General features: G+C 61.6%; 32 protein-coding genes. 18 read left to right on the top strand and 14 right to left on the bottom strand.

The features are described from left to right. Positions 1 to 6: 6 nt before the first annotated feature. The 3 genes from panC to M2360_RS16505 all read right to left on the bottom strand — a co-directional run bounded on the left by panC (position 7) and on the right by M2360_RS16505 (position 2,833). Positions 7 to 879, bottom strand: a complete 873-nt coding sequence (panC, locus tag M2360_RS16515; RefSeq protein WP_280776354.1) for a pantoate--beta-alanine ligase — start codon at positions 877 to 879, stop codon at positions 7 to 9. Positions 880 to 1,352: 473 nt separating this feature from the next. After that, positions 1,353 to 2,228 (bottom strand): 50S ribosomal protein L11 methyltransferase, encoded by an 876-nt coding sequence (locus M2360_RS16510; protein WP_280776353.1) that lies wholly within the window; start codon positions 2,226 to 2,228, stop codon positions 1,353 to 1,355. Positions 2,229 to 2,230: 2 nt separating this feature from the next. Next, positions 2,231 to 2,833 (bottom strand): SCO family protein, encoded by a 603-nt coding sequence (locus tag M2360_RS16505; protein WP_280776352.1) that lies wholly within the window; start codon positions 2,831 to 2,833, stop codon positions 2,231 to 2,233. A 291-nt stretch (positions 2,834 to 3,124) separates the two neighbouring features. Here M2360_RS16505 and M2360_RS16500 point away from each other — a divergent pair, with 291 nt between their 5' ends. Both M2360_RS16500 and M2360_RS16495 read left to right on the top strand, forming a co-directional pair. Beyond that, complete coding sequence (locus tag M2360_RS16500) at positions 3,125 to 5,176, top strand: methyl-accepting chemotaxis protein (RefSeq protein WP_280776351.1); 2,052 nt, start codon at positions 3,125 to 3,127, stop codon at positions 5,174 to 5,176. A gap of 1 nt (position 5,177) precedes the next feature. Further along, on the top strand, positions 5,178 to 5,642 hold the full coding sequence (locus M2360_RS16495; RefSeq protein WP_137157961.1) for a chemotaxis protein CheW: 465 nt from the start codon (positions 5,178 to 5,180) through the stop codon (positions 5,640 to 5,642). Positions 5,643 to 5,718: 76 nt separating this feature from the next. Here M2360_RS16495 and M2360_RS16490 read toward each other — a convergent pair whose 3' ends face one another. Further along, positions 5,719 to 6,177 (bottom strand): CreA family protein, encoded by a 459-nt coding sequence (locus tag M2360_RS16490; protein WP_280776385.1) that lies wholly within the window; start codon positions 6,175 to 6,177, stop codon positions 5,719 to 5,721. Positions 6,178 to 6,471: 294 nt separating this feature from the next. On the opposite strand from M2360_RS16490, the gene M2360_RS16485 reads away from it, so the two are divergent. Both M2360_RS16485 and M2360_RS16480 read left to right on the top strand, forming a co-directional pair. After that, complete coding sequence (locus M2360_RS16485) at positions 6,472 to 6,654, top strand: hypothetical protein (protein WP_280776350.1); 183 nt, start codon at positions 6,472 to 6,474, stop codon at positions 6,652 to 6,654. Between the two features lie 38 nt (positions 6,655 to 6,692). After that, positions 6,693 to 6,890 carry a hypothetical protein gene (locus tag M2360_RS16480; protein ID WP_280776349.1) on the top strand — a complete coding sequence of 66 codons (198 nt, stop codon included), beginning with the start codon at positions 6,693 to 6,695 and terminating at the stop codon, positions 6,888 to 6,890. A gap of 62 nt (positions 6,891 to 6,952) precedes the next feature. Here M2360_RS16480 and M2360_RS16475 read toward each other — a convergent pair whose 3' ends face one another. Beyond that, positions 6,953 to 8,329 carry a TIGR03808 family TAT-translocated repetitive protein gene (locus tag M2360_RS16475; protein WP_280776348.1) on the bottom strand — a complete coding sequence of 459 codons (1,377 nt, stop codon included), beginning with the start codon at positions 8,327 to 8,329 and terminating at the stop codon, positions 6,953 to 6,955. A 194-nt stretch (positions 8,330 to 8,523) separates the two neighbouring features. On the opposite strand from M2360_RS16475, the gene M2360_RS16470 reads away from it, so the two are divergent. After that, positions 8,524 to 9,096 (top strand): TMEM175 family protein, encoded by a 573-nt coding sequence (locus M2360_RS16470; protein ID WP_280776347.1) that lies wholly within the window; start codon positions 8,524 to 8,526, stop codon positions 9,094 to 9,096. Between the two features lie 61 nt (positions 9,097 to 9,157). After that, positions 9,158 to 10,015, top strand: a complete 858-nt coding sequence (locus M2360_RS16465; protein WP_280776346.1) for a L,D-transpeptidase — start codon at positions 9,158 to 9,160, stop codon at positions 10,013 to 10,015. Here M2360_RS16465 and M2360_RS16460 read toward each other — a convergent pair whose 3' ends face one another. Continuing rightward, positions 10,016 to 10,450, bottom strand: coding sequence for a MarR family transcriptional regulator (locus M2360_RS16460; protein WP_280776345.1), 435 nt, complete (start codon positions 10,448 to 10,450; stop codon positions 10,016 to 10,018). Between the two features lie 113 nt (positions 10,451 to 10,563). On the opposite strand from M2360_RS16460, the gene M2360_RS16455 reads away from it, so the two are divergent. Further along, the gene (locus M2360_RS16455; RefSeq protein WP_280776344.1) at positions 10,564 to 10,986 is read left to right on the top strand and encodes an organic hydroperoxide resistance protein; all 423 of its coding nucleotides are present in this window, start codon (positions 10,564 to 10,566) and stop codon (positions 10,984 to 10,986) included. Between the two features lie 6 nt (positions 10,987 to 10,992). On the opposite strand, the gene M2360_RS16450 is transcribed toward M2360_RS16455, so the two are convergent. Beyond that, the gene (locus tag M2360_RS16450; protein ID WP_280776343.1) at positions 10,993 to 11,439 is read right to left on the bottom strand and encodes a MarR family transcriptional regulator; all 447 of its coding nucleotides are present in this window, start codon (positions 11,437 to 11,439) and stop codon (positions 10,993 to 10,995) included. Between the two features lie 58 nt (positions 11,440 to 11,497). Between M2360_RS16450 and M2360_RS16445 the strand changes: the two genes are divergently transcribed. Together M2360_RS16445 and M2360_RS16440 are read left to right on the top strand one after the other, a co-directional pair. After that, positions 11,498 to 12,226, top strand: a complete 729-nt coding sequence (locus tag M2360_RS16445) for a thioredoxin family protein (RefSeq protein ID WP_280776342.1) — start codon at positions 11,498 to 11,500, stop codon at positions 12,224 to 12,226. Between the two features lie 48 nt (positions 12,227 to 12,274). Next, complete coding sequence (locus tag M2360_RS16440) at positions 12,275 to 13,054, top strand: VOC family protein (protein ID WP_280776341.1); 780 nt, start codon at positions 12,275 to 12,277, stop codon at positions 13,052 to 13,054. 47 nt (positions 13,055 to 13,101) lie between these two features. Here M2360_RS16440 and M2360_RS16435 read toward each other — a convergent pair whose 3' ends face one another. After that, a complete protein-coding gene (locus M2360_RS16435; RefSeq protein WP_280776384.1) occupies positions 13,102 to 14,064 on the bottom strand; it encodes a dienelactone hydrolase in 963 nt (320 codons plus the stop codon). A 184-nt stretch (positions 14,065 to 14,248) separates the two neighbouring features. On the opposite strand from M2360_RS16435, the gene M2360_RS16430 reads away from it, so the two are divergent. Both M2360_RS16430 and M2360_RS16425 read left to right on the top strand, forming a co-directional pair. Beyond that, entirely contained in the window at positions 14,249 to 14,842 is a 594-nt protein-coding gene (locus tag M2360_RS16430; protein ID WP_280776340.1) for a helix-turn-helix domain-containing protein, read from the top strand. Positions 14,843 to 14,938: 96 nt separating this feature from the next. Continuing rightward, positions 14,939 to 15,559: an FMN-binding negative transcriptional regulator gene (locus M2360_RS16425; RefSeq protein WP_280776339.1), complete on the top strand. Its 621-nt coding sequence runs from the start codon at positions 14,939 to 14,941 to the stop codon at positions 15,557 to 15,559. A 21-nt stretch (positions 15,560 to 15,580) separates the two neighbouring features. Here M2360_RS16425 and M2360_RS16420 read toward each other — a convergent pair whose 3' ends face one another. From M2360_RS16420 to M2360_RS16405, 4 genes are all read right to left on the bottom strand, one after another. Next, positions 15,581 to 15,766: a hypothetical protein gene (locus M2360_RS16420; RefSeq protein ID WP_280776383.1), complete on the bottom strand. Its 186-nt coding sequence runs from the start codon at positions 15,764 to 15,766 to the stop codon at positions 15,581 to 15,583. 102 nt (positions 15,767 to 15,868) lie between these two features. Continuing rightward, a complete protein-coding gene (locus tag M2360_RS16415) occupies positions 15,869 to 16,381 on the bottom strand; it encodes a GNAT family N-acetyltransferase (protein WP_280776338.1) in 513 nt (170 codons plus the stop codon). A 1-nt stretch (position 16,382) separates the two neighbouring features. Then, entirely contained in the window at positions 16,383 to 16,661 is a 279-nt protein-coding gene (locus M2360_RS16410; protein ID WP_280776337.1) for a DUF6290 family protein, read from the bottom strand. Between the two features lie 127 nt (positions 16,662 to 16,788). Beyond that, positions 16,789 to 18,357: a DUF853 domain-containing protein gene (locus M2360_RS16405; RefSeq protein ID WP_280776336.1), complete on the bottom strand. Its 1,569-nt coding sequence runs from the start codon at positions 18,355 to 18,357 to the stop codon at positions 16,789 to 16,791. A 182-nt stretch (positions 18,358 to 18,539) separates the two neighbouring features. Here M2360_RS16405 and M2360_RS16400 point away from each other — a divergent pair, with 182 nt between their 5' ends. Next, positions 18,540 to 18,911 (top strand): hypothetical protein, encoded by a 372-nt coding sequence (locus tag M2360_RS16400; RefSeq protein WP_280776382.1) that lies wholly within the window; start codon positions 18,540 to 18,542, stop codon positions 18,909 to 18,911. A 103-nt stretch (positions 18,912 to 19,014) separates the two neighbouring features. Next, positions 19,015 to 19,560 (top strand): MarR family transcriptional regulator, encoded by a 546-nt coding sequence (locus tag M2360_RS16395; protein WP_280776335.1) that lies wholly within the window; start codon positions 19,015 to 19,017, stop codon positions 19,558 to 19,560. A gap of 79 nt (positions 19,561 to 19,639) precedes the next feature. Here M2360_RS16395 and M2360_RS16390 read toward each other — a convergent pair whose 3' ends face one another. Then, positions 19,640 to 20,050: a hypothetical protein gene (locus M2360_RS16390; protein WP_280776334.1), complete on the bottom strand. Its 411-nt coding sequence runs from the start codon at positions 20,048 to 20,050 to the stop codon at positions 19,640 to 19,642. Positions 20,051 to 20,230: 180 nt separating this feature from the next. Here M2360_RS16390 and M2360_RS16385 point away from each other — a divergent pair, with 180 nt between their 5' ends. From M2360_RS16385 to M2360_RS16365, 5 genes are all read left to right on the top strand, one after another. Then, entirely contained in the window at positions 20,231 to 20,833 is a 603-nt protein-coding gene (locus tag M2360_RS16385; protein WP_280776333.1) for a superoxide dismutase, read from the top strand. Positions 20,834 to 21,089: 256 nt separating this feature from the next. Beyond that, positions 21,090 to 21,527, top strand: a complete 438-nt coding sequence (locus M2360_RS16380) for a cytochrome c (RefSeq protein WP_280776332.1) — start codon at positions 21,090 to 21,092, stop codon at positions 21,525 to 21,527. A 64-nt stretch (positions 21,528 to 21,591) separates the two neighbouring features. Beyond that, on the top strand, positions 21,592 to 22,503 hold the full coding sequence (locus M2360_RS16375) for a cytochrome c (protein ID WP_280776331.1): 912 nt from the start codon (positions 21,592 to 21,594) through the stop codon (positions 22,501 to 22,503). Positions 22,504 to 22,887: 384 nt separating this feature from the next. Next, positions 22,888 to 23,166, top strand: a complete 279-nt coding sequence (locus tag M2360_RS16370; RefSeq protein ID WP_280776330.1) for a DUF1778 domain-containing protein — start codon at positions 22,888 to 22,890, stop codon at positions 23,164 to 23,166. Further along, a complete protein-coding gene (locus M2360_RS16365; RefSeq protein ID WP_280776329.1) occupies positions 23,163 to 23,690 on the top strand; it encodes a GNAT family N-acetyltransferase in 528 nt (175 codons plus the stop codon). Before M2360_RS16370 ends, M2360_RS16365 begins: the two co-directional genes overlap by 4 nt. 39 nt (positions 23,691 to 23,729) lie before the next feature. Here the strand turns inward: M2360_RS16365 and M2360_RS16360 are convergent, their stop codons facing one another. Then, on the bottom strand, positions 23,730 to 24,851 hold the full coding sequence (locus tag M2360_RS16360) for a VWA domain-containing protein (protein ID WP_280776328.1): 1,122 nt from the start codon (positions 24,849 to 24,851) through the stop codon (positions 23,730 to 23,732). Positions 24,852 to 24,871: the final 20 nt, after the last annotated feature.

Here is a 24,871-nt window from a genome sequence, read left to right as displayed (position 1 = left end):
CTCCGTTCAGGCGAAGCGCGCCATGGCCCCTAGGGGGATCAGCACGCGGTTATCCAGCAATCGGGTTGTTCCGAAGCGGATGAAGAGCAGGATGAGCGCGGGGCCTGTGCCGATGCGCTCGAGCTGCTCGAGCGTTTCGGCATGGCGCACGGCCACCACTTCGGGAGTGGCGAGCGGCTCGCTGCGAATGAAGTCTGTCACCGCGCGCTCGACTTCACGGGGATCACGCTCGCCGGCATTGATGAGGCGTTGCGCTTCATCAAGCGCGCGCGGCACGATCGCGGCGGCGCGGCGTTCAGCATCGGTCAGATAGACATTGCGCGAAGAACACGCCAAGCCGTCGTCTTCGCGCACCGTCGCAACCCCGATCACCTCGACTGGCTGAGCCAGATCTTCGGCCATGCGCCTGATGATTTGCAGTTGCTGATAATCCTTCTCACCGAAATAGGCGCGATCCGGGCCGGCGATGTTGAACAATTTGGTGACGACCGTGGCGACGCCGGCGAAATGACCGGGGCGCACTTCGCCTTCGAGGCGCGAGCCGAGACTGGGCACGTCGACGACCGTCTCCATAATGCGGGGATACATGTCGTTGACGCCGGGTGCGAACAGAATGTCGACGCCGCCTTCGCGCAGCATGGCGCTGTCGCGCTCCAACGCGCGCGGATATTTGTCGAGATCTTCATTGACGGAGAATTGCAGTGGGTTGACGAAGATCGACACGACGACGATGTCGTTGTCGCTGCGGGCGCGGCGCACCAACTCCATATGTCCCTTATGCAGATAGCCCATGGTGGGAACGAGGCCGATTGATTTTCCGGCGCGGCGCTGTTTCCGCAGATGATCCTGCATGGCGGCGATCGTCGAGATAATCAGCACTTTATCCTCCCCGGCGTCGTTTCGCCTTGTTGCGAGGTGATATAATCGTTGCAGTGCAAAAGCACAATATGCGGGCAAGCGCACGCTGAATCTGCACGCTTTTCCGGCTAAATAGCCGATAAATGTCTTCGCTTATGCAAAAAATGCATGGCTCCCATGTAGGCTGGGGGCTTACAAAATCAATTCGAGTGAATTATCTTTAGATCATCGCTGAGACGGAAACGGATCGGCGAGACAAGAAAAGTTTTCGGCCCAACGGCCAAAAGTTTCATGTTCCTCCGGACGGGCGGCCTCCTCCTCCTCCCAAGCCGTTCGTTCTGAACATGATATTGTCTTTCGGAGGCACTCCTCCTCCCAGCTTCCGAAAGACTGGTCAGCCTTGCTGATCGAAGGCGGCGCCATCCTCCTCCCGGCGCCGCCTTTTTTTATGCGCGTTTTTCAGCTTTGCCTCTGATCGAAGAGGGGAGGCGCTGTCAGCGCCTCAGTTCGATCGTCACCCAACCATTCATCCAGGTCGTCTTCATATGCTTGAGGCCGGCGCCGTTATAGGCGGCGATGACTTTCCAGCGCTGCGCGGCGAGGATGCCCGACAGGATCACCGTGCCGCGATCGGAAAGGTTCTGGACAAGTTCCGGGGCAAGCTTCATCAGCGGCCGGGCGAGGATATTGGCGATGATCAGGTCGAATGGGCCATGATCGCTGAAAACAGGGTGGTGGAAGCCGGGCGCGGTGGCGAGATGCACGCCTTCGGAAATGCCGTTGAGCCGGACATTGTCGCGCGCCACGCGGATGGCGACCGGATCGATGTCGGTGGCGACCACCGGAATGCGCGCCATCTTGCGCACGGCGATGGCGAGTACGCCGGAGCCGGTGCCGAGATCGAGCGCATTGGTGATCTGGCGCGATTTCAGCACCCGGTCGATGGCGCTGAGGCAGCCGGCGGTGGTGCCGTGATGGCCGGTGCCAAAGGCCTGGCCGGCGTCGATCAGCAGTCCGATGTCGTTTGCCTTGACCTTGTCCTTGTCATGGCTGCCATGGACGAGGAAACGGCCGGCGCGGACGGGCTTCAATCCTTCGAGCGACTTGGTGATCCAGTCGATGTCGGGCAGCACTTCGCGCTCCACCGTGAGATCCGGAAAAGCCTGGCTCACCAGTTCGGCGAAGACGATGGCGATGTCGGCCTCCTGATCGGCCGTCATATAGATCGAGGCCTCCCAGATTTCCTTGACTTCGTCCACTTCCTGGGTGGCGATGGCGTAGTCCTCCTCGCCGAACAGGTCGGACAAAGCGTTGAGTACGGCTTCGGCCACGGCTTCCGTCGTGGTCACATAGAGGCGGATTTCGCTCACGGTCAGTTTCTCGCAATCAGATTCTTGAGTTTTTGGACGGCGACATCGGGATTTTCGCCATAGGCGATGGTTCCTGCGAAGCGGCCCTGCCTGTCAAGCAGGAAGACCGACGCCGTGTGGTCCATCGTGTAGTCTTCATCGGGTTTTGCCGGATCCGACGGCACTTTCTTGAAGAACACCTTGAAGCTTCGCGCCATGGCCTCGACCTTGGCGGGATCGCCGGAGATGCCGGTGATGCGGTCGGTGACATTGGACAGATAGGTTCCAAGCAGTTCCGGCGTGTCGCGGGCCGGATCGATCGATACGAAATAGGCCTGCGTCTTCGACTTGTCGGGATCGACCGTCTTCAGCCATCCGGACAGTTCATAGACGGTGGTCGGGCAGATTTCCGGGCAATGGGTGAAGCCGAAGAACAGGGCGGTCGGCTTGCCCCGGAAGGCCTGTTCGGTGATCGGCTGCCCGTCCTGGCGAGTCAGCGCGAAAGGCGCGCCGAACGGCTCGTTGCTCAACGCGGTTTCCTGTTGCTTCGCCGTCTGCCACAGCCAGAAGAATAGACCGGCCATCATGGCGGCAAGAATGAAGAGTATGATGCGAACGGTCTTCATGGAATCAATCCTTCCTGGCCCGCAGCGACGCTGGCAACCTCATCCGACAGGCATTGATCAAAAATCGGCGTCCGCCGCAAGGCGACAATTGGAAGCCGCGAATATTTGCGAAATTGCAGAACTCGCCGCCTTTCGCCTAGGTTGCGTCAGCAACTGTTTAACAGTCGATTAACCCCGCAATATTAAACTGCGGCAGGAAAGACGAATTGGGGCTACAGCAAACGTTAACCACTTCGCAGCCATTGATGAATTAGGCTGCGCTAAATATTTGTGTCGTAGTCGGCGGGGCCAATGGAACAGAAAAGATCCCTCTCAGTCAATCAGCGCCTGCTGTCGATCGGAGCAGCGGCAATTTTGGGCTTTGGCGCCATGGTCGGCGTCGGATGGCTGCAGAATCGCGGCGCCATCCAAACCCTCGAACAGGGACAGGCCTTGCGCAACGACGTCGCTGCGGTCCAGGAACTGCGCATCGACAATCTCAGCATGGTTCTCGCCGCCATGGACTCGATTGTCGACAAGGCGGAGAAGAAGGTCGCGGCTGAGCGCATCACGCTGATGTCGGAGGCGCTCGATCGCATGAAACAGGCCGAGGGCCTGGTGGGTGGGCTTGCCGCGACGATTGGCAAGCCGGAACTCGCGCAGACCTATTCCGCCGATATCGACGCCGTCAGGGCCTCGGTTCTGACCGAATTGCCGAATCTGATCGAACAGGGCGCCGCAGATGCGGAATTCGCCAAGATCGACGACACGATCGACGGCGCCGGCGAACGCCTGAGCAATCTTTTCGCGGAACTGGCGCGTGAGGGCAAGGCCAAGGCCGATGGCACGGTCAACGACGCCAAGAGCGTGACCGAAAACGCCCTCTATATGCAGATTCTGCTCGGCCTGGTCGGCATCGCCGTCATGTCGGTGCTGTTTCCGATCCATTCGGCCGCCATCCGCCGCGGCGTCTACGCTATCCGCGACGGTTTGGAGCGCATGCGCAACGATGATCTCGACACGAAGATCGAGGGCAGCGATCGCGGCGACGAATTTGGCGACATGGCCCGCGCCGCCGAGAGCCTTCGCCACGCCGGCCTCGACAAGCGCTCTTTCGCGCAGAACGCCAATCAGGAACGTGATCGCAATGATCGCGAACGCTCTGCCCGCGACGCCGCCCGCCGTGAGGAGGAGCAGCAGGTTCGCTTCGCCGTTGACAGCCTCGCCAATGCGCTGGCCCGTCTGGCCGATGGCGACTTGACCATCCAGATCGACAAGCCTTTCCGTGAAGATCTCGAACGGGTGCGCGAGGACTTCAATCGCGCCATGGACAAGCTGCAATCCGTCATCGCCGAGGTGAAGAACAATTCCGCCTCGATCGAGGCGAACGCCTCGCAAATGCGCGGCGCCGCAGATGATCTGGCCCGTCGCACCGAACAGCAGGCCGCGTCTCTCGAGCAGACCTCCGCGGCGCTCGAGGAAATCACCGCGACCGTCAAGAAATCCTCCGAGCGCGCCGGAGAGGCGACGCGGATGGTGGACGGCACCAAGGCCAATGCGCAGCAGTCGAGCAGCGTCGTCTCGGAAGCCATGAACGCCATGGAGCGCATTGAGACGGCCTCAAATGAAATCGGCAAGATCATCAACGTCATCGATGAAATCGCCTTCCAGACAAACCTGCTGGCGCTGAACGCCGGGGTCGAGGCGGCGCGCGCCGGCGAAGCCGGCAAGGGTTTCGCCGTCGTGGCCCAGGAAGTGCGTGAACTCGCCGGACGCGCCGCCGGCGCCGCCAAGGACATTAAGACCCTGGTGGCTCGCTCCAGCGGCGAAGTGAAGACCGGCGTCGAACTGGTCACGGCGACCCGAGACGCGCTGGTCGACATCGCGTCCGAAGTGTCGCGCATCAACGAGATCGTGCGAGAAATCTCCACCACCGCGCAGGAACAGTCGGTCGGCATCCAGCAGATCAATTCGGCCATCAATCAGATGGACCAGATGACCCAGCAGAACGCCGCGATGGTCGAAGAAACCAATGCCGCCAGCCATACGCTGGCGCAGGATGCGGGCGGTCTGACATCGCTGATGAAGCAGTTCCAGATTTCGGCCACGGCCGGCCGCTCGGCCGCCTTCTCCTCGGGCGGCTCCGATCACGCCGCGCCGCAGCCGCGCCAGCCGTCGCAGCCGTCCTCGCCGCCGGTACGCGCCAAAACACTGTTCGCCCCGGCAAAGCCGGCCAGCGAAGCCTCGCGCCCGCGTCCGTCGCCGGCCAAGAATCTGGTCGACAAGCTCGCAGGAGCTTTCGGCTCGAAAACCACCGCTTCGGCGGGCTCCAGCTCCAACGCCAACAACTGGGAAGAGTTCTAACATGAGCATGACGATCAAGCAGTCCGGATCGCACCTCGAAATCGTGTCGTTTCACCTGGGCGATCAGGAATTCTGTATCGACATCATGGCCATCCGCGAAATCCGCGGCTGGGCGCCGGTGACGCCGATGCCGCATACGCCGGCTTATGTGCTGGGCCTGATCAACCTGCGCGGCGCGGTGATCCCGGTCATCGACATGGCCTGCCGTCTCGGCATGAAGATGACCGAGCCTTCCGAGCGTTCGGCGATCATCGTCACGGATATCGGCGGCAAGCTGGTCGGCCTGCTGGTCGAGCAGGTCTCCGACATGATGACCATCAAGAATGACGACCTGCAGCCGGCCCCGGAAATCATTCCGGAAGCCCAGCGCGCCTTCTGCCGCGGCATCGTGGCGCTCGAAAAGTCGATGGTCTGCTTCCTCAACCTCGACACGGTGATCGCCGACGAGCTCAAGCAGGCCGCCTGAGCCGAGCACGAACTGAAAAACCATTCAGCGCGGGAGCCAAGTTGGCGGGTTCCCGCGCCTTAGCCGTTTATGCAGCCTATTGCGGCTTGCCTTCAGTCCAGGTGACCTGCTGATTGAAAAGCGGCACCGTGGAGATGGCCATCTTGGCCGAGCCTTCCACCACTTCGCGCGAATGGATCAGATAGATCAGCGTATCGTTCTTCTTGTCGTAGATGCGATTGACCACCAGCGATTTCCACACCAGCGACAGGCCCGATCGGAAGACTTCCTCGCCATCCTCATCGAGATCGATGTCGCCTACGGTGATCGGCCCAGTCTGGCGGCAGGCGATGGAACTGTTGGAGGGATCCTCGAACCAGTTGCCTTTGCGGAGGCGATCGATCACACCGCGATCGAAATAGGCGACATGGCAGGTTATCCCCTGAACCTTCGGGTCCTGCACCGCGTCGACGACGATGTCGTTGCCCGTCCAGTCCACCCCGACCTCGCCGACCCGGTCGGCCGAAAATGCCGCCGAAGCGCCCGTCGCCGCCATCAGCGCTCCGAAAATGACGCCCTTCCAAGTCTTCATGATCGTCTCCTCGTGATGATCGCATGTGTCCCAGAGAGTGGTCACGCAGGCGACGGCTTTCAAGGTCGTTGAGATTTTGTCGACAATTCTTCGCTTCTCCGCATGACATCCGTCAATTTGTGAAAGTGGGATGCGAGCCGCGCCAACCACTTGGCTGATCTGCTCTTCTCACCTGTCAGAAAAGTCGGTTGAGCGAGGTCAAGGCGGTGGCTGCCGGCGGGTGTAGCCTTTCATCATTGCTGATGAAGGAGGCGCGTCATGCGCAACGTTGTCGAACTTTTCATGCCATTCGTCATCCTGCTCGGTCTGATCGGAATTGCTGCGGCGATTGAACTCGCCACCGGCCGGTCGGAGGCGACAGCGGGGCTGGATCCCCGGCATCAGGCGCGGATCCGCAATCTGCATGGCCGCTTCACGCGCCGCCTGCCAAGCCGTCGCTAAACACGAACAAAGCCATCATCCTACAAGAGGAGAGAGCCATGTTTCGCCTTGTCGCCATGATTTATGTTCTGGTCGCCACCGTCATGATGGGAACGGCCGTCACCGCATTGCTGTCGGTTCGCATGAGCGAGGGCTGGCAAATCGGCGGCGCGGCGCTTGCCGGGGCAGTGCTGGCGATACCCGTCGCCTGGCTGGTTGGACGCCAAATCTACAACACGATCGGCCGCCGCGCCTGAGAGCCAATCCCGGACTGGATCCGGGGCTCCAGGAAGGGGCTGCGAGACGAGGGGCGTGAGGCCTATGCGGCCTGGTTGCCCAGGAGACTCAAATGGGGGAAGCTCTCCCCCGAGCCCTGGACAAGATCGTCCGTCACTTTTTCCGCCCAGCGGAAACCGGCGATGGCCGCGCCCTTCGTCTCGAAAAACTGATTGGACTGGATCAGCGCCGAACCTGCGCCTTCGACCACGCTGACGGCGCAGCCGACGCCGGCCCTGCGGATGATGTTGCCGGTGACTGAGACATTGCGCAGATAGGGCCCCCAGCCAATCTGCAGGCCCCAGAGCGGCGCATTCTCGATGACATTGCCGGTTACGGTGGTTTCGGCTTCGGCTGATATGCCGATGCCGAAATACTGACCGTCCTGCACGTAAGGCCCTTCGGGTCTGAGATTGCGGACGATATTGCCGCTGACCACGCCCAATCGTCCGCCTTCGTTGAAATTGACCACCGCGATGCCGTTGGCCGCGCCATCGATCTGGTTCATGGCGATGATTGCGCCTTCGAATCCAAATTCGGAATAGATGGCCATTTCCCCCGACGCCAGGCACTGGTTGCCGAGGATCTGTACATTCGAGCCGGCGTTCGAGCGGATGGCGGAGAAGGCGCAATTGGAGACGTGATTGTTGGAGACCATCACGCCATCGGCGCGGAAGACATTGACGCCATTGCCATTCTCGCCAGTGCCGCCGGATTTGGCGGCGATGCGCTCGACGCGGTTGCCGGTGACGATGGTGTTGTCGGCGCCCTTGCTCCAGCGATGCACGAGAATGCCGCCATTGCCGCAGTCGAAGACATGGTTGCCGGTGATCTGCAGCCCCGTCGATTCCACCGCATAGAGGCCGCTTTCGCCTGCGCCCGACAGGGCGTTGTCGGCGATCCGTCCTCCCGAGCGTTCGACCCACAGGCCGAATTTGGGGCTGCCGCGCAGTTCAACGCCTGAAATATCGACCTCGGGGCAATTGCGTAACGTTACGAGCGCCGTCTGGTCGTCGCCCAGCCAGCGATTGGCGCCGTCGATCGTTAAGCCAGAAAGCGTGATACGCTTCGATCCCTCTGCCTGCATGAAACGGCCTAAACCAGTATAGACGAGTTGCGTGGCGCCGGGCACGCCGCTCAGCCGCACGGTCTCGGGCAGGGTGATGTCGGAAATCTCATAACGGCCGGGCGGCAGGAACAGCGGCGCGTCGCGTTTGGCGGCGGCGTCGAGCATGGCCTGGAAGGCGCGGCTCGCAGGATCGACCGCGCCGGGGCGCACGCCGAATTCTTCCGAATTCAGCGCGCCGCGAAAGCCGGAGGCGTCCTGGGCGAAGACACGCCGTGGCGAAGCGGCAACGGCTAGCGCCGCCGCTGACCCCGTCAGCAATGTCCGCCTCGTCCATGCCGTTCCCGTAGTCATCGGCTCGCCTCCGTTCGTCGCGCGCCAGAATGGCGGAGATTGCCTAATCCGAAGTGAAAGCGGCGGAATAGGCAGCGCGGCCACAGCGGAAAACGCCAAATCCTCAGGAAATCGCCAAGACGAGCGACCGGCGGGCGGCGCATGTCATCCCTCGCCGGCCGCAACAGATCTGGCCGGGGCCGGAGGCTTGCAACATGGGCAAAGGGCGGATCGAGGCGTTTTCGGACGGCGTCATCGCCATCATCATCACCATCATGGTGCTAGAGTTGCGTCCGCCTGAAGACGAGGACTGGCGCGCGATCCTCGAGCTCTGGCCGGTATTCCTCTCCTATGTGTTGAGCTTTGTGAATGTCGGCATCTACTGGAGCAATCACCACCACATGCTCTCGCGGGTGACCCTGGTGGATGGGCGCATTCTCTGGCTTAATCTGCATCTGCTGTTCTGGCTGTCGCTCATGCCTTTCGCCACCACCGTGATGGGCGAGGGCGCCTTCGCCACTTTCGGCGTCGCCCTCTATGGCGCCGATCTCTTTCTCTGCTCCGCCGCCTATAGCCTGCTTGTCCGCGCCTTCCGCGCGCTTCACGGCCCTGGGAGCGATTTCGCCCGAGCGGTGGGCCGCGATATCAAAGGCGTCGGCTCGATGCTCGGCTATGCCGCGGGGTTTGGCCTGTCCTTTCTGTCGCCTGCGCTCGGCCTCGCCGTCTATGCCGGCGTGACGGCGATGTGGTTCATCCCGGACCGGCGGTTTGTTCGTTCGTCAGCATAAGCTCCGCGCCAGTTGGCTGTGCGATGGCGGAAGGCGGAAAACCTTCTCGCGGAGTCCTGATATGAAGACGCGCACGCTCAAGACAGTCCTGGCTCTTACGCTTCTATCTGCGCCCTTGGCCGGCTGCATCAGTTCCGCCGAAGATTTAAACTTCTATGATACCGGCTCCACCGACGCCGATCGCTTCGTGGCGCAGACCTATCCGGTCTGGGCGCGCCCGGTGGTGGTCAAGAAGAAGACGGTGTTCACCTCCGACGTCAACGAGATCAAGCCAACGGTGATCTATCAGGACACCGCTGGCTATCCGATCGCGTCCGCCGCCACGACAGGCGCGATGATGCAGCATCCGTCGCTGATGTATGCCCAGCCCAAGCTGCGCGTCGCCGCCTATGCGGAATTCGAGGAGGGCGGTCGCCGGGTTGCGGCGGTGCCGGTCGAGAATGTCGATCCGGAATTCCTGCGCAAGGAAGTGGCCTATAAGACGTCGGAAAAGCCCGGCACGCTGGTGGTCGACACCCGTTCGCGCCATCTCTATTTCGTGCTCGGCAATGGCCGCGCCATCCGCTACGGCGTCGGCATCGGCCGGCAGGGCTATGCCTGGAAGGGTCGCGGCGTGATCCAGTTCAAGCGCGAATGGCCGCGCTGGACGCCGTCGGACGACTATGTCGCCGACAAGCCGCAGATGAAGATGTTTTCCGCTTCCTATGGCGGCCTGGTCGGCGGCACCAACAATCCGCTCGGCGCCCGCGCGCTCTATATCTTCGCCGATGGCAAGGATACGCTATTCCGCGTCCATGGCACGCCGGACTGGAAATCGGTCGGCAAACAGGCCTCGTCCGGCTGCATCCGCATGTTCAATCAGGATGTCGTCGACCTCTATCGTCGCGTCGGTCGCGGCGCCGAGATCGTGGTTCTCTGATCAGGCCTCTTCGAGATTGCGCCTTACACGGCGCAATCCGTCCATCAGCACCCGCATCTGCTCAAGATCGCAACCGATCGCCTGGCCTATGGTCTTCAGCACCTCCTGGGCTCGTGATTTCAGCGTCACGCCCGGTGTCGTCAGCGCGATCATCACCTGACGCTCGTCCTCCCGGCTGCGTTCGCGCCTGATATAACCGGTCTTTTCCAGTCGTTTCAGCAGCGGCGACAGCGTGCCGGTGTCGAGCCCCAGCGCAGCGCCGATCTCTGTCACACTCGCGGCGCGTTTTTCCCATAGAACCAGCATGACCAGATATTGCGGATAGGTGAGGCCGAGCTCGGTGAGCAGCGGCCTGTAAGCCTTGGTGAAGGCGTGGCTGGCCGAATAGATGGCGAAGCAAAGCTGGTTGTCGAGGCTCAAGGGATCTTGGGTCATGGTCGTCTCCTGAGCCCATCCATACACGTCGAAATGAATTTTGTAAAATAATATTGCGCACAACATAATTGTGCCCTATATAACTCATGTCAGATCCAAACAGGGAGACAGAAATGCCCATTCTCTACACCACCCGCGCAACCTCCACCGGCGGCCGCGTCGGTTCCTCCAAGACGGATGACGGCAACCTCTCCGTCAACCTCACTTCCCCGAAGGAGCTCGGCGGCGACGGCGCCCCCGGCACCAATCCCGAGCAGCTGTTCGCAGCCGGCTATTCCGCCTGCTTTCTCGGCGCGCTGAAATATGTCGCCGGCCAGGCCAAGGTGAAGCTCTCGCCCGAGACGCATGTGACGGCCACCGTCGGCATCGGCCCGCGTGAAGACGGCACGGGCTTTGGCATTGAAGTGTCGCTGTCGGTCGATGTCCCCGACGTCGATCCCGCAATTGCGGAAGACCTCGTCGCCAAGGCGCATATCGTCTGCCCCTACAGCCATGCGATGCGCACCTCCACCGAAGTTCAGGTCACGCTGGCCTGATCAGGGTCAACTGATCCGACGCAAATCCTGCCGCAGGCGATCCATATCGCCCTGCGGCATTTCTGTATCCAGCGCCTCGTGCTCTGACCTCCAGACCGGCAAAGCGCGGGCCAGCACGTCGAGGCCGGCGTCCGTCAGCAGCAGTAGCCGGGCGCGGCGATCCTTTTCGCTCGGGATAACTTTCAACAGGCCGTCTCGTTCCAGCGGTTTCAACGCGGCGGTGAGCGTCGTCCGATCCATGGCGAGAAGGTCCGCCACCGCTGACAGAGGCGGCGGTTCGGGCCGGTTAAGCGACATCAGCAGTGAAAATTGGCCATTGGTGAGGCCGAAGGGTTTCATCGCCTTGTCGAAGCGCCGGGCGAGCGCGCGGGCCGCGCGCTGGGCATGCAGGCAGATGCAGTGATCCTTGACGAAAATCGTGGTCTGGAAGGGAACGGCGCGTTGAATTGACATGGCTCATATATGTTGATATCAACGTAAATGTCAAGTCCAGCGGCGAGGAGGAAGCCTGATGGAGCATGCTGTCATATCGCGTGAAGAGTGGCTCGAGGCGCGCAAGGCGCTGTTGGTCAAGGAGAAGGCGCTGACCCGTCAGCGCGACGCCGTCAACCGGGACCGGCTGGCTCTGCCCTGGGTGAAGGTCGACAAGGACTATGTCTTTGAGACCGAAACTGGACCGGCGCGCCTCGCCGATCTGTTTGCCGGTCGCAGCCAGCTGATCATCGTGCATTTCATGTTCGGGCCGGATTGGGAGGCGGGGTGCCCCGGTTGCTCCTTCGGCGCCGACCATATGGACGGCGCGCTCGTGCATCTCAATCATCACGACGTCAGTCTGGTCACCGTGTCGCGCGCGCCGCTGCCGAAACTGCTCGCCTATAAGAAGCGCATGGGCTGGACATTCCCCTGGGTCTCATCCTTCGGCAGCGATTTCAATTACGATTTCCACGTCTCCTTCACGCCCGAGCAGTTGGCGGCGGGGGAGGTGTTCTACAATTTCACCTCTATCCCCTCGGATCGCGCCAATGACGAGCTTCCGGGTCTTTCGAGCTTTTTCAGGGGTGAAGACGGGACGATCTATCACACCTATTCGCAATATGCCCGGGGCGGGGAGGAGACGCTGGGAACGATGATGTTCCTTGATCACGCGCCGCTCGGCCGGAACGAGACTTCGACGCTGAGCTTCATTCGCCGCCACGACGAATATGAAGACGCGCCGAAAGCGAGCTGCTGCCATAGCTGAATTCAGACGTCTCTTTTTTGAGACATGCGACGCCCGAGGGAGACGGACATGCAAGGACAATTCATCTGGTACGAATTGATGACCACGGACACTGCCGCCGCCGCCAAATTCTATGGCGAGGTGGTGGGCTGGCAGCCGCGCGATGCGGGCATGCCGGGCATGGACTATACGATCGTCGGGCCGCCCGGCCCCAATATGGGCGTTGCCGGCGTGATGCCGCTGACGGAAGAGGTCATGGCGCGCGGCGTTCCCGCCAACTGGACCGGCTATATCCACGCCGACGACGTCGACGCTATGGCGGAGACATTCAAGGATGCGGGCGGCGCGATCCACCGTCCGGCGGAAGATATCCCTGGCATTGGCCGCTTCGCTGTCGTGGCGGATCCGCAAGGCGCGGTGATCTGTGTGTTTTCACCCGATACGCCGGATGGATCGATGCCGGACGGCCCGGCTCCGGGCTCGCCCGGAACCTTTGGCTGGAACGAATTGCATGCCCAGGACGCAGGCTCCGCCTTCGACTTCTACGCCCGCCATTTCGGGTGGACAAAGGATATGGCTGTGGACATGGGCCCTGAATACGGCGTCTACCAGACCTTCACGCAGGATGGCCGGCCGATCGGCGGCATGATGAACAAGCGGCCGGAGATGCCGATGTCCTGCTGGAGCTTCTACATTACAGTTCCCTCCGTCCGCGCCGCCGCCGCCAAGGTCGCGGAACTTGGCGGGCAGGTGCTGATGGAGCCGCATCAGGTGCCGGGCGGCGGCTGGATCTGCCCGGCGCTCGATCCGCAGGGCGCCGCCTTTTCACTGATGTCTGGGAGCGAGTGAGAATTTGAGGGGCGTCGTGAGACGCGACGCCCCAACCATCTCGGCCGTTATTTCAGATCGACATGGCCGAGCGTCGCCGCCGACGATGCCAGCGCTGCGCGGGCTTCCGTCCAGGCGGGATCGGCGTCATAGAGGGCTGAGCGGAGATAGGCCCAGGTGAGCCGCTGGGTCGCCGCGAGACGGTCCGGGTCCTCGTCGTCAGTCTCCTTGGCGTCATAACCGGCAATGCCGCCCAATCCATGCTTGCCGCCATGCAGCGTCAGCAGCGCTTCGGCGCCGGCTGCGCCGTGAAAGGCGTCGGCATGCCAGGACGGGCCGCGATGGGTGAGGTGGGGGCTGCCATCCTCATCGCCGATCACCACAAGGGTTCGGGTGGTCAGCGTGGAGTAATCCGGATTGAGGCTGGTGTAATGGGTGCGGGCATAGTCGCTGAGACTGTCGCCGCCATTGCCGGGCGCAGCCAGCAGCACGCCGACTTTCACGCGCGGCTCCAGCATGCGGATGGTGACAGGCGTCTCCTCCGCCGTGTCGGTCAGTCCGGCGCCAAGCAGCAGCCCGACGGTTTGCCCGCCGAGCGAATGGCCGACGGCGGCCACCTTGGTTCGATCCAGCCGGCCCGCGAGCGCCGGCGCCATGGCTTCGATCACATCCAACTCATCCAGAATGAGCGTGAAATCCTCGACCCGCGACCGCCAGAAAAACGGCGCGCCCGGGGCGTGCGCACCAAGACCCGCCACCTTGGAATTGCCATGCGTGGGCTGAATCACCGCAAAGCCGCGTTCGGCATAGAAATTGACGAGCGGCGCATAGCCATCCTTCGAGGGTATATAGAGCGACGGGCCATGACCATGCGACAGCAGAATGATCGGCAGATTGTCGCCCGTCATCGGCGCGGTGATGCGCAATTCAAGCGGCGCGCCGCGATTGGGCGCCGGCAGGCGCAGCGGGCTGATCGACATGGTGGGGGCGGCTTCGGGCGCCGGAATGGCGTGGGCTGTGGAGATGAGCATGTTCACGGGCGGGATCCTTGTTCAGGGTGGTCAAAGACGGCGGGAGCCGTTATGGAATCATGAAGCGGAACGTTGCTCCGCAATAAACGGAGCCATGTTCCGTTTATGAGATTGATATACGGAACAGCGCTCCGTTTTGCAAGGGGAGGCGTTTGCGTTCGTTGCTTTAAGGAGAACCGCAGCGATGGAGCGGGAAGAAAGCGACAAGTCGCCCAGGCGCGGCGTGCGCGCCGACGCAAGGCGCAACGAGGACGCCATTCTCGACGCCGCCAAGCATGTCTTCGCGATCTCCGGCGTCGATGCGCCGGTGCGCGAGATTGCGGGACAGGCGGGGGTGGGCGTCGGCACGCTCTATCGGCGTTTCCCGCAGCGGTCCGATCTCGTCGCGGCCGTGTTTCGGCGTGAGGTCGATGATTGCGCGGCGGAAGGCCCGGCGCTCGCGGCGCGCCTTGAGCCGGACGTGGCCTTGGCGCAATGGCTGAAGCGCTATACCGGCTTCATCGCCGCCAAGCGCGGCCTGGCGGCGGCGCTGCATTCCGGCGATCCCGCCTATGAGGCGTTGCCGGACTATTTTCGCGCCAAATTCGAACCTGTGCTCGCCGATCTTCTTACCGCTGCGGCGGACGCGGGCGAGATCCGCGCCGATGTTGCGCCTTACGATCTCTTGCGGGCCGTCGGCAATCTCTCAACGGCTTCCGGCGAGGATGGCGCGGCGCATGCCGCCCGCATGGTCGATCTGCTGATCGATGGCTTGCGTTTCGGCGCGCGAGGCGCTTGATCCTCCTTGCGGGCCAAGGGCGCTGGTCGGGCCTTGCCGTCGCCGCGAAATCGTCCATGATGGCAGCTGGATCAGCCTTGTTTTCGGATTTTCGCTATGTATACCCCGCCCGCCTTCGCCATCGACGACCTCTCGGACATCCGCAGGATGATGGCCGCGTGCCGGCTCGCCAATTTCATTACCGCCACAGCCAATGGGCCGATGGCGACATCCTTGCCGATGTTTCTTGATGAGAGCGAAGGCGACTATGGCGTGCTCTACGCCCATCTCGCCCGTCCCAATCCGCAATGGAAAGCAGAGGCGATCGGGCCAGGGCTTGCAATCTTCATGGGGCCGGACGCCTATGTGACGCCCTCCTGGTACGCATCTAAGGCCGAGCATGGCAAGGTCGTGCCCACCTGGAACTATGAAAGCGTGCATGCCTCCGGCCCGGTAGAATTTTTCGACGACGCCGACCGGTTGCTCGACGTTGTGACACGCCTGACGCGCCTGCACGAAAATGGCCGCACCGCGCCCTGGGCCGTCTCCGACGCGCCAGAAAGCTTCATCGCCGGCCAGTTGCGCGGCATTGTCGGACTGCGCATGCCGATCGAAAAGCTCGAAGGCAAGCGCAAGATGAGCCAGAACCGCAGCGAGCCGGATCGCAAAGGCGTGCGCGAAGGGCTTGGCGCGAGCGCGGAGGCTATGGACCGGGTGGCGGCGACGCTCGTGCCATAGGCCATTCAAGAGGTCTTCGCGTCAGCTTTGCTTTTCGCCGGGGCCCTTGCCGTCGCTGCTGCGGGACCGCTCCTCGACACGGTCGGCGCCCTTCTTCAAGTCTGAACCCTTTTCGGCTTCGACCTTGCGTTCTTCGCCCGCGGCAGCTTCGTGCAGATTTTTGGATGATTGCTTGCCTTCCGGCGTGGGGGCTTGTTCGATTGCCATGTTGTCCTCCATGCAGTTGTTGGGTCGTGCCGCAAGAACGAGCAGCGGTTTCGGAAGGTTCCCGAGGTGAGGATTTTGTGGGAATGGAAGACAATGCCTCGGTCAGTCCGCGTTTAACGCCGTCCGCAGATCGACCGTTCGGATAATCATGGCGCGCTTGGGGTCATGCGGCAAAGTTTCAAATCCCCATTTGAGGTAGAAACCGCGGACGCCGTCATCGAGCGGATGGGCGATCACGCCCATGCTCCCGATCAGATCCGATGCGTGCAGCGCGATCTTGAGCGTGTGAAGCAGCATGGCGACAGCATGGCCTTGTCCTTGCCAGAGCTTGTCGACGGCGAGTTGTCCGAGCAAAGTGGCCGGTATGGCTTCGGGGCGATGGCGTTGCTGCGCTTTGGGCAGGAAGGATCGCTCGATCTGTGATGCGCTGAGCGTCGAATAGGCGACGATGCCGCCGTCTTCCGCGCTTGTGAGGACATTGACCCTCGATATTCCGTTCAGGTGGTTGGCGAGCGCATGGCGGCGGAACCAAGTGTTGAGGGCATCGCGTCCGCAATCAAAGCTGCCCCGTTCATCACCCGGGTCAAGCGGGCGGGGCGGCCGGACGTTCGCCATGTCAATCTTCCCAGGTGGGCTTCGTGGCCGCCAGTCTGGCCAGACCCGCATTGACCTCCGCCGGTCTTGCCGCCCAGGTCTCAAACGCCTCCCATTGCTCCGACGGGATCGTCACGATGCTGCGCTCCAAAATCTCAGCCTCGGCCGATTCCAGCGCCTTGCGCCTGACAAACTCGCTCAACGTCGTGCGGGATTGTTCCGCCGCCGCTTCGAGAAGGGCGCGCTCGGAAGCGTTGACACGAACGCTCAGTACGGATGTCGATTGAGAAATTGTCGTCATGTGTATGACAATAGCATACACTGCGGCACTCTGCTAGACACGCATCGTCCGCCGGACAACGGCTTTGGCATGCTCAAAACGTCTTGAACGGCGGCCGCGTGGTCGAAGCAACGCGGCCGTAACCTCCTTACCGCCGCAAACTTCCCAAGATCCCGCGCACGATCGCGGCGCCGACGGCGGTGGCCACGGAGCGGGCGGCGGATTTCATCGCGGCTTCCATGATGGTTTCGCGCTGGTAGCCGGTCTTCTTCTGTTGTTGGGCCTGCGGCGTCGGGTCGGTTCCGAAGCCGGGCAGCGTCCAGCCGCCGATGGTGATCGAGCCGGTCTGGTCGGCCGGCGCCTGGGGCTGGGCGGGGTCCGGCTGTTGGGTCGGGGCCTGCGCCTGCGCTGCGGCTTCAGCCTTTTTAGTGAGCATCTCGAAGGCGCTTTCGCGGTCGAAATCCTCGTCATACATGTCGCGCACCGGGCTCACCGACATCACCTGTCGGCGCTCGTCTTCATTGAGAGGACCGATGCGGCCCGAGGGCGGGCGGATCAGGGTGCGCTCCACCACAGACGGCGCGCCCTTGCCTTCGAGCGTGGAGATCAAGGCTTCGCCGGTGCCGAGCGTGGTGATCACTTCGGCGCAGCTGAAGTCGGGGTTGGGGCGGAACGTGTCGGCGGCGGTCTTCACCGCCTTCTGCTCGTTGGGCGTATAGGCGCGCAGCGCGTGCTGCACGCGGTTGCCAAGCTGGGCAAGCACGGTCTGCGGCACGTCCATGGGATTCTGGGTGACGAAATAGACGCCGACGCCCTTGGAGCGGATCAGGCGCACCACCTGCTCGACGCGCTCGATCAGCACTTTGGGCGAGTCCTTGAACAGAAGATGCGCCTCGTCGAAGAAGAACACCAGCTTCGGCTTGTCGGGATCGCCGACCTCGGGCAGCTGTTCGAACAGTTCCGACAGCAGCCAGAGCAGGAATGTGCCGTAGAGGCGCGGATTCATCATCAGCCGGTCGGCGGCCAGCACCGAGATCGCGCCGCGACCGTCATTGGTGGTGCGCATGACGTCGGTGATCTTGAGCGCTGGCTCGGAGAAGAGTTTGGCTGCGCCCTGCTGTTCGAGAATCAGCAATTCGCGCTGGATCGAGCCGACCGAAGCCTTGGAGATGAAGCCGAATTTGTTGGAGATCTCCTGCGCGTTCTCGCCCATATAATTGAGCATGGCCTGGAGATCCTTGAGGTCGAGAAGCGGCAGGCCGCCTTCGTCGGCGATCTTGAAGGCGATGTTGAGCACGCCTTCCTGCGCATCCGAGGCGTTGACCAGTCGCGACAGCAGCAGCGGGCCCATTTCGGTCAACGTGGTGCGGACGCGATGGCCCTTTTCACCGTAGAGATCCCAGAAGATCACCGGGAACTGCTGGAAATCATAGTCGGTGAAGCCGATGTCCTTGGCGCGCTTGTCGAGGAAATCTTTGAACTCGCCGAGCGCGGCGACGCCGGAGAGGTCGCCCTTGATGTCGGCGCAGAACACCGGCACTCCGGCATTGGAGAAACCTTCGGCCAGCACCTGCAGGGTGACCGTCTTGCCGGTGCCGGTGGCGCCGGTGATCAGTCCGTGTCGATTGGCGAATTTGAGGTCGAGATATTCAGGCTTGTTGACAGAATCGTCGGGCTTGCGGCTCGTTCCGAGATAAATCTTGCCATCGACCAGCATATCGTCCTCCGGATATAATTAGATGTCCTGTACATAATTGAAACATAGGGGATTTGCTATAGAGGGTTAAAGTGACGGCGGATGACCGGGCCGCCTCACGCAATACGGGAAATTGCCGCGACCGACTTGCCGATGGGCGCGACAGGTATTACATTGACGTAAACGTCAACATGGAGGGACGAATGACGGATTTAGTGACGCAGGTTGCGGATGCGGTGGGACTTGATGCGGATGTGGCGTCGCAGGCCATTGGTTATATGCTGGCCTTCCTGCGCAAGGAAGGCGATGATGCGGCGGTTGCAAAGATGATTGCGGCGATTCCCGGCGCGGCCGAGCTCGCCGATGGCGCAAGCGGTGGCGGCGGCGGCATTTTCGGCGCGCTGCTCGGCGGCGGCATCATGGGTCTCGGCCAGAAATTGATGAGCCTGGGCCTCGGGATGGGAGAAATTACCGCGCTTGCGAAACAAACCATGGCTGTTGCGCGTCAATATGCTGGAGACGAGACCGTGGATGCGGTGATCGCCTCGGTTCCCGGCCTTTCGCAGTTCGTTTAACGACGGAGGGCGGGGCGGGACAGGAATTCTCGCCACGCCTCTTTTGCTGGGCGAGATATGTGCTAGAAGCAAGGCAGCTTTGCTGAACTGGAGATTGGTTTAGATGCAACTGGATGAAATGCGTTTGGAGGAGCATGCCGGCTATCTGTGCAAGACAATGTCTCGCCTGATGTCGTCCCTGCTGCAGGACCGGCTCAAGACCCTCGGCATTGCTCCGGCTCAATTCGCGGTGATGCTCGCCATCGACCAAACCGGTTCTCCGCTCCAGAAGGATATCGTCGAAGCGCTCGACCAGGAACAGGCGACCGTGGCCAATACGCTGGCCCGCATGGAGCGCGACGGACTGGTGGTGCGACGGCCCTATGAGAAGGACGCCCGCGTCCAGAAAGTTTCGTTGACGCCGAGGGCGGAGGAAATCTGGGCGGAGTCGCTCGAAAAAGCCACCGAGATCAACGAGTTGGCTTTGTCCGGGTTGACGTCTGAGGAACGCGACAGCTTTATTCTGCTGATGCAGAAGGTGATTTACACGCTGCGCGCAGTCAACGGCAAGCCGCCGCAGGAATGGGAAGAACGCTGCGGCCGCAGCTTTTCGGGCTGTCCTGAAATGATTGTCCGAGAATGCGCCGACACGGATATGGAAACCGCCTGAGCGCACCGCGTCTGACGGCGCTCAGGAGTGCTATATAGCAAGAAGGCCGGCGCGAGCCGGCCTTTCGCATAGTGTCGGCTTATTCCGCGTCGGCGTCGCTGTCGTCGGTCGTGGGCGCGGGCGCTTTTTTGGCGGCGTCCGTCTGATCGGCGTCCGTCTTGGCCGGTTTCGGCCGCATGACCCGCACGACGTCCTTGCCAAGCAAAGTGCCGATTTCGACCTTGCCGGTCTTTTTATCGACCACACAGAGGACCGCGCCGCGCGCTTTTTCCGTCTTCAGGCGACCATGGACCAGCGCCAGGCCATAGGTTTCGCTTCCGGTCGGATCGACCACCACGTCGGCGCGACGGAATTCCGCCTTGGCGGCCTCGGCGCATTTGGTCTTGACGTCTTCGTTGAATTTCGCCCAGGCGTCCGGGGAAGACGCGGAGGCCGCGATCGGGAGCGCCAGCATGGCGGCGGCGAGGACGAAAGTGTTACGGGATGGCATCGAGATGTCTCCTGTTGATTCTATGATGGCGCGAATGCGTCCTTTCCGACATTGATCATTCAATGCGGCGGTTTCGTGGGAGGCAAATTATTGTGGCCGAACGGTTGCCATCAGCCCTCCTCAAACCTATGTTCCGAACGGGTTTTCAACCTTCCACAAGGAATAACAGGAGAGACCGCCATGGCGTTCGAATTGCCGCCGCTTCCCTATGATTACGAAGCTCTCGCGCCCTTCATGTCGAAGGAAACGCTGGAATATCATCACGACAAGCATCACATGGCTTACGTGACCAACGGCAACAAACTCGCCGAAGAAGCCGGCATGGCCGGTCTTTCGCTCGAAGACGTCGTCGTGCAGTCCTATGGCAAGAATGCCGGCCTGTTCAACAATGCCGGCCAGCATTACAACCACATCCATTTCTGGAAGTGGATGAAGAAGGACGGCGGCGGCAAGAGCCTGCCGGGCAAGCTGGACGCAGCGATCACTTCCGACCTCGGCGGCTACGACAAGTTCCGCGCCGATTTCATCGCCGCCGGCACGACGCAGTTCGGCTCCGGCTGGGCCTGGCTCTCCGTCAAGGACGGCAAGCTTGAAATCTCCAAGACCCCGAACGGCGAAAACCCGCTCGTGCATGGCGCCAAGCCGATCCTCGGCGTCGACGTGTGGGAGCATTCCTACTATATCGACTACCGCAATGCGCGTCCGAAATATCTCGAAGCCTTCGTCGACAGCCTGATCAACTGGGATTACGTGCTGGAAATGTACGAAGCCGCCGTTAAGTAAGGCCGATCGTTTTAGGAAATCCCCGCTGGCTCACGTCTGCGGGGATTTTTGCATTTGTGAACATACCGTTTCCAGGTCGGCGACAATGCCGGGGCGTGGCCCTCGGTTTACCAACGTCGTCGTGTCAATCCCGCCGGGCGCGCGGATAGTTCACAAAAAAATCATTTTGTTTCATGAGGAATCCATCCGACTGCTATGGCGCGCGCTCATCTGTCGCGCCGGCCGGATCGGTCAAGATCATTGTCAGGAGAGGTACATGCTCAGGAAATTCGTCGCCGTCACGGCGCTCTGTCTTATCTCCGTCGCCACGGCCGTTTCGGCCGCCGGCTTCGGCGAGGAACGCGAACATACGATGGAAAAGATCGGCGGCGCGATGGCGACGCTTGGCAAGGTCGCCAAGGGTCAGGCGGATTACAACGCCGACGCCGTCAAGGGCGCGCTGACCACCATCAATGCCGAAATCAAGCATTTCAAGACGCTGTTCCCGGCGGGTTCGGAAAACGACTCCAAGGAAGCCAGCCCGGCGATCTGGGGCAACAAGGCCGACTTCGACGCGCATGCCGACAAGCTCGCCGCTGACGCCGAAGCGCTGCTGGCGCAGCTGCCGGCCGACCAGGCCGGCGTCGGCGCCGCCATGGGCGTGCTCGGCAAGGATTGCGGCGCCTGCCATCAGGCCTACCGTCTGAAGAAGTAATCGCCTGAATTGGCGATCCGCCGCTGGCGCGCCCGCCGGCGGCTTTTCCACGTGGAGGCGAGACATGGCGACGCGGGCAATCAAGGTTTTGGCGGGTTTGGTCGGGCTTGGCGTCATCGGCGCGGGCGCGTTCCTGTTCATCACGCGGCCACAACCCTGGCCGGCCGAGCATTGGGAGCAGGCGGGTGTCGGCGACGCCGCCCGAGGCGCGATCGTCTTCTCCATGGGCGGCTGCGTGAGCTGTCATGCCGCGCCGGGCGCGGAGGGCGACGCCAAGCTAACGCTTGCTGGCGGACTTGCGCTCAAGAGCCCGTTCGGGACGTTCCATGTTCCCAATATCTCTCCGGATGAGAAAGCCGGCATCGGCGGCTGGACGCTGGCGGAGTTCGGCGACGCCATGACCCGCGGCGTGGGGCCCGGAGGAGAACATCTCTATCCCTCTTTTCCCTATGGCTCCTACAGCCGCATGAGCGCCGCTGACGTGGCCGACCTTTTTGCCTATATCAAGACGCTGCCCAAGAGCGACCATGTCGCGCCGCCGCATGACCTCGGCTTCCCCTTCAACATCCGGCTGGCGCTGGGCGGCTGGAAATTTCTTTATTTCAACGATCGTCCGCGCGTGGAACTCGCGAATGCCGACGACAAGGTCAAGCGCGGCCAGTATATCGTCGAGGGTCCAGGCCATTGCGGCGAATGCCATACGCCGCGCGACGCGCTCGGCGGCTTCAAGTCGGGCGAATGGCTGGCCGGCGCCCCCAATCCCGAAGGCGAGGGCAAGATCCCTAACATCACCCCCGGCGGCGAGATCGGAAACTGGTCCGAGGCCGACATCGTCGCCTATCTGCAGACCGGCTTCACGCCCGAATATGATTCCGTCGGCGGCAGCATGGTCGAGGTGCAGCAGAACATGGCGAAACTGCCGCAGGCGGAAGTCGAGGCGATCGCGGCTTATTTGAAGGCTGTGCCGAAGCGGTGAAAAGCAAGGATGACCTGGAGGATATCCTGAGTAGCTGAGAATGTACGCATTGAACGCGTACAATTGACGTGAGGCGCGTGTTGACTTACTCTGGGCTAGAGCGTGTCTCAGCTTATCAGCCTTATTCTGCCGGATCAATTTCGGTCAGGATCAAGGCTTTTGGCGAGGGCGTACCCAGATGTACGGCGGAGCCAAAAGCCGAAGATAGTGGCCGAAATTCATCCGGCCCGATGGGTTGGTCGAAACCGGGCGCCCGCTTCGTCGGAGGGCTTGGCCGTAGCATCAGCTACGACCTGCGCCCTTCTCCTCGCGGATCATCCCGGTTTGGACCAACAGAATGAGGCTGATAAGCTGAGACACGCTCTAGCTTGAACGGAGGCTTCCATGCCGAGAACAGCAGTCGAGGATAACGAGCGGATGAGCTTGCGGATTGCAGCGGCCGCGAAGTCGAAATTGCTGCGAGCAGCCTCTTTGCGCAACACCGACCTCACCAACTTCGTGACGCAGTCCGCGCTCAGGGAAGCGGAGGCGGTCATCGCTGAGGCGGAAACTGTCAAGGCGTCAGAACGTGACTACCTGCGTATCCTCGACCTCTTGGAAAACCCGCCAAAGCCCAACGCCAAGCTGCGGGCTGCAATCAAAGCTCTGCCCGAGAGCTTATGAGCATTCCTCCTTGGCGCGAGGAAGCGATCCGTAAAACTCATGACCGGGCGTCATTTGATTGTGGCGACGCGCCGATGAACGAGTTCCTGCAACGATTTGCCCGACAAGGCCATGAACAGAACGCCGCCAAGACCTTCTGCGCAGTGGATGAAACGCCCCCCAACCGCATCCTCGGTTTTTACACCATCGCGCCCGCTTCAGTGGTCCATGAAGCCGCGCCGGCGGCGATGACCAAGGGACTGGCGCGACATGACGTTCCCGGATTCAGGCTTGCACGTCTCGCGACGGATTTATCCGTGGCGGGGCGAGGGCTGGGAGGACAATTGCTGGTCGCTGCGGCCTTGCGCTGTTTGCGGATCGCCAATGAAAGCGGCGGCGTTCTGTTGATTATCGACGCAAAGGGCGCGCGCGCCGCCGATTGGTATGCCTCGTTCGGGGCGGAGCCGCTTAAAGACAAGCCTCATACTCTGGTTATGCCGCTTACGATCTTCGCACCTGACCTGCGCGCCAGAGGTCTGCTGTAGTGCGGTGAAAAGCCGAGATCGCCTCCACCCGAATATCCTTCACTGCGTCAGCCGCAGCATGGTCTTGGACGAGCTTTCGCCGATCGACTGGAAGGCTGAAACCAGCGCGCTTGCGGTCTCTGCGGTGAAATAGGTGTCGGTGCTCGAGGCGCAGTATCTCAGCAGCGCTTGGCCTTTTGTCGGCGCCATCAGCGCGATGGTGTAGATCACCACGCCCGCCGCCTTGGCCCTGTCACAATGTTGCTTGGTGGCGGTGTCATCGGAACCATTGTTGTTGTCTCCGTCGGTCATGAAGACGATATAGCGTGACGGGTTGCCGCCGTTCTTCTGCTTGTGGATCGTCGCTTCAGTCGTCGCGCTAACGGAGGCATAGGCCTTGGCGAAAGCATCGGTGGAGGACGTTCCGCCGGTCGCATCCAGCGCGTTGACGTATGTCAGCGCCGCCGACGTGCCCCAGGCGAGATCCGAATAGCCGCGCATCTGCGAGTTATAGGAGACGGCGCCGGTGCGGACATATTTCGTCTCTGGATCCACCGTGCTGAGCTGCGTCATCAGGCTGGCGACCGCAAGTTTCAACGCGGCTATTTTCGTATAGGTGAGCGTGCACTGATAGGTCCACCAACCGAAGCTACAGGTCGTGGTGTAGGTGGAGTTGGTGTACTCGTCCATTGAGCCGGATTGATCGAGCACGAGATAGAGCGACAGCGGGCTCTTGGTGGTGACGGCCGTTCCGCCGAGCACGGCGCTGACGGCGGCGACATTGACGCTATTGACGCCGGCGATTTTCAGGAAGCTGGTGGGGACGCTGGCGCGGACGGTCGCCTTGATGGTCGAGGAGGACATATCGAGATTGATGTCTCCCACCGAAAGGCTGTAGGCGGCGCCGCCGCCCTGCAAGACCGACATCCAATTGATCACCGAGGCTTTCAACTCGGTTTCGTTCTTGGTGTCGATGTCCTTCACCGCTGCAATCAGGGCGGCGTCGAGATCATTCTGCAGCTTCGTCCGGATATTCATGGACCGGACATAGTCCAGACTGCAGCCGACGGCGACCAGGAGTGGCGTGATGATAAGTGCGAAAGTGAACGCAATGTTTGCGCTTCTGTCGCCAAGCAGAGACCGTAACTCGCTCTTCAGTCTATAAAAACTATGGGGCGACATGGGTTTCTCTAAATTATAAA

Source organism: Rhizobium sp. SG_E_25_P2 (assembly GCF_029892285.1).
GTDB lineage: Bacteria > Pseudomonadota > Alphaproteobacteria > Rhizobiales > Rhizobiaceae > Rhizobium_E.
Note: the sequence above shows the minus strand (reverse complement) of the source record. Positions and strands in the feature narration are given on the sequence as shown.

Coding starts and splice junctions, on each gene's coding strand:
- M2360_RS16505 (WP_280776352.1), bottom strand. CDS start 2,833: ATGAAGACCGTTCGCATCATACTCTTCATTCTTGCCGCCATGATGGCC.
- M2360_RS16500 (WP_280776351.1), top strand. CDS start 3,125: ATGGAACAGAAAAGATCCCTCTCAGTCAATCAGCGCCTGCTGTCGATC.
- M2360_RS16495 (WP_137157961.1), top strand. CDS start 5,178: ATGAGCATGACGATCAAGCAGTCCGGATCGCACCTCGAAATCGTGTCG.
- M2360_RS16490 (WP_280776385.1), bottom strand. CDS start 6,177: ATGGCGGCGACGGGCGCTTCGGCGGCATTTTCGGCCGACCGGGTCGGC.
- M2360_RS16485 (WP_280776350.1), top strand. CDS start 6,472: ATGCGCAACGTTGTCGAACTTTTCATGCCATTCGTCATCCTGCTCGGT.
- M2360_RS16480 (WP_280776349.1), top strand. CDS start 6,693: ATGTTTCGCCTTGTCGCCATGATTTATGTTCTGGTCGCCACCGTCATG.
- M2360_RS16475 (WP_280776348.1), bottom strand. CDS start 8,329: ATGACTACGGGAACGGCATGGACGAGGCGGACATTGCTGACGGGGTCA.
- M2360_RS16470 (WP_280776347.1), top strand. CDS start 8,524: ATGGGCAAAGGGCGGATCGAGGCGTTTTCGGACGGCGTCATCGCCATC.
- M2360_RS16465 (WP_280776346.1), top strand. CDS start 9,158: ATGAAGACGCGCACGCTCAAGACAGTCCTGGCTCTTACGCTTCTATCT.
- M2360_RS16460 (WP_280776345.1), bottom strand. CDS start 10,450: ATGACCCAAGATCCCTTGAGCCTCGACAACCAGCTTTGCTTCGCCATC.
- M2360_RS16455 (WP_280776344.1), top strand. CDS start 10,564: ATGCCCATTCTCTACACCACCCGCGCAACCTCCACCGGCGGCCGCGTC.
- M2360_RS16450 (WP_280776343.1), bottom strand. CDS start 11,439: ATGTCAATTCAACGCGCCGTTCCCTTCCAGACCACGATTTTCGTCAAG.
- M2360_RS16445 (WP_280776342.1), top strand. CDS start 11,498: ATGGAGCATGCTGTCATATCGCGTGAAGAGTGGCTCGAGGCGCGCAAG.
- M2360_RS16440 (WP_280776341.1), top strand. CDS start 12,275: ATGCAAGGACAATTCATCTGGTACGAATTGATGACCACGGACACTGCC.
- M2360_RS16435 (WP_280776384.1), bottom strand. CDS start 14,064: ATGCTCATCTCCACAGCCCACGCCATTCCGGCGCCCGAAGCCGCCCCC.
- M2360_RS16430 (WP_280776340.1), top strand. CDS start 14,249: ATGGAGCGGGAAGAAAGCGACAAGTCGCCCAGGCGCGGCGTGCGCGCC.
- M2360_RS16425 (WP_280776339.1), top strand. CDS start 14,939: ATGTATACCCCGCCCGCCTTCGCCATCGACGACCTCTCGGACATCCGC.
- M2360_RS16420 (WP_280776383.1), bottom strand. CDS start 15,766: ATGGCAATCGAACAAGCCCCCACGCCGGAAGGCAAGCAATCATCCAAA.
- M2360_RS16415 (WP_280776338.1), bottom strand. CDS start 16,381: ATGGCGAACGTCCGGCCGCCCCGCCCGCTTGACCCGGGTGATGAACGG.
- M2360_RS16410 (WP_280776337.1), bottom strand. CDS start 16,661: ATGACGACAATTTCTCAATCGACATCCGTACTGAGCGTTCGTGTCAAC.
- M2360_RS16405 (WP_280776336.1), bottom strand. CDS start 18,357: ATGCTGGTCGATGGCAAGATTTATCTCGGAACGAGCCGCAAGCCCGAC.
- M2360_RS16400 (WP_280776382.1), top strand. CDS start 18,540: ATGACGGATTTAGTGACGCAGGTTGCGGATGCGGTGGGACTTGATGCG.
- M2360_RS16395 (WP_280776335.1), top strand. CDS start 19,015: ATGCAACTGGATGAAATGCGTTTGGAGGAGCATGCCGGCTATCTGTGC.
- M2360_RS16390 (WP_280776334.1), bottom strand. CDS start 20,050: ATGCCATCCCGTAACACTTTCGTCCTCGCCGCCGCCATGCTGGCGCTC.
- M2360_RS16385 (WP_280776333.1), top strand. CDS start 20,231: ATGGCGTTCGAATTGCCGCCGCTTCCCTATGATTACGAAGCTCTCGCG.
- M2360_RS16380 (WP_280776332.1), top strand. CDS start 21,090: ATGCTCAGGAAATTCGTCGCCGTCACGGCGCTCTGTCTTATCTCCGTC.
- M2360_RS16375 (WP_280776331.1), top strand. CDS start 21,592: ATGGCGACGCGGGCAATCAAGGTTTTGGCGGGTTTGGTCGGGCTTGGC.
- M2360_RS16370 (WP_280776330.1), top strand. CDS start 22,888: ATGCCGAGAACAGCAGTCGAGGATAACGAGCGGATGAGCTTGCGGATT.
- M2360_RS16365 (WP_280776329.1), top strand. CDS start 23,163: ATGAGCATTCCTCCTTGGCGCGAGGAAGCGATCCGTAAAACTCATGAC.
- M2360_RS16360 (WP_280776328.1), bottom strand. CDS start 24,851: ATGTCGCCCCATAGTTTTTATAGACTGAAGAGCGAGTTACGGTCTCTG.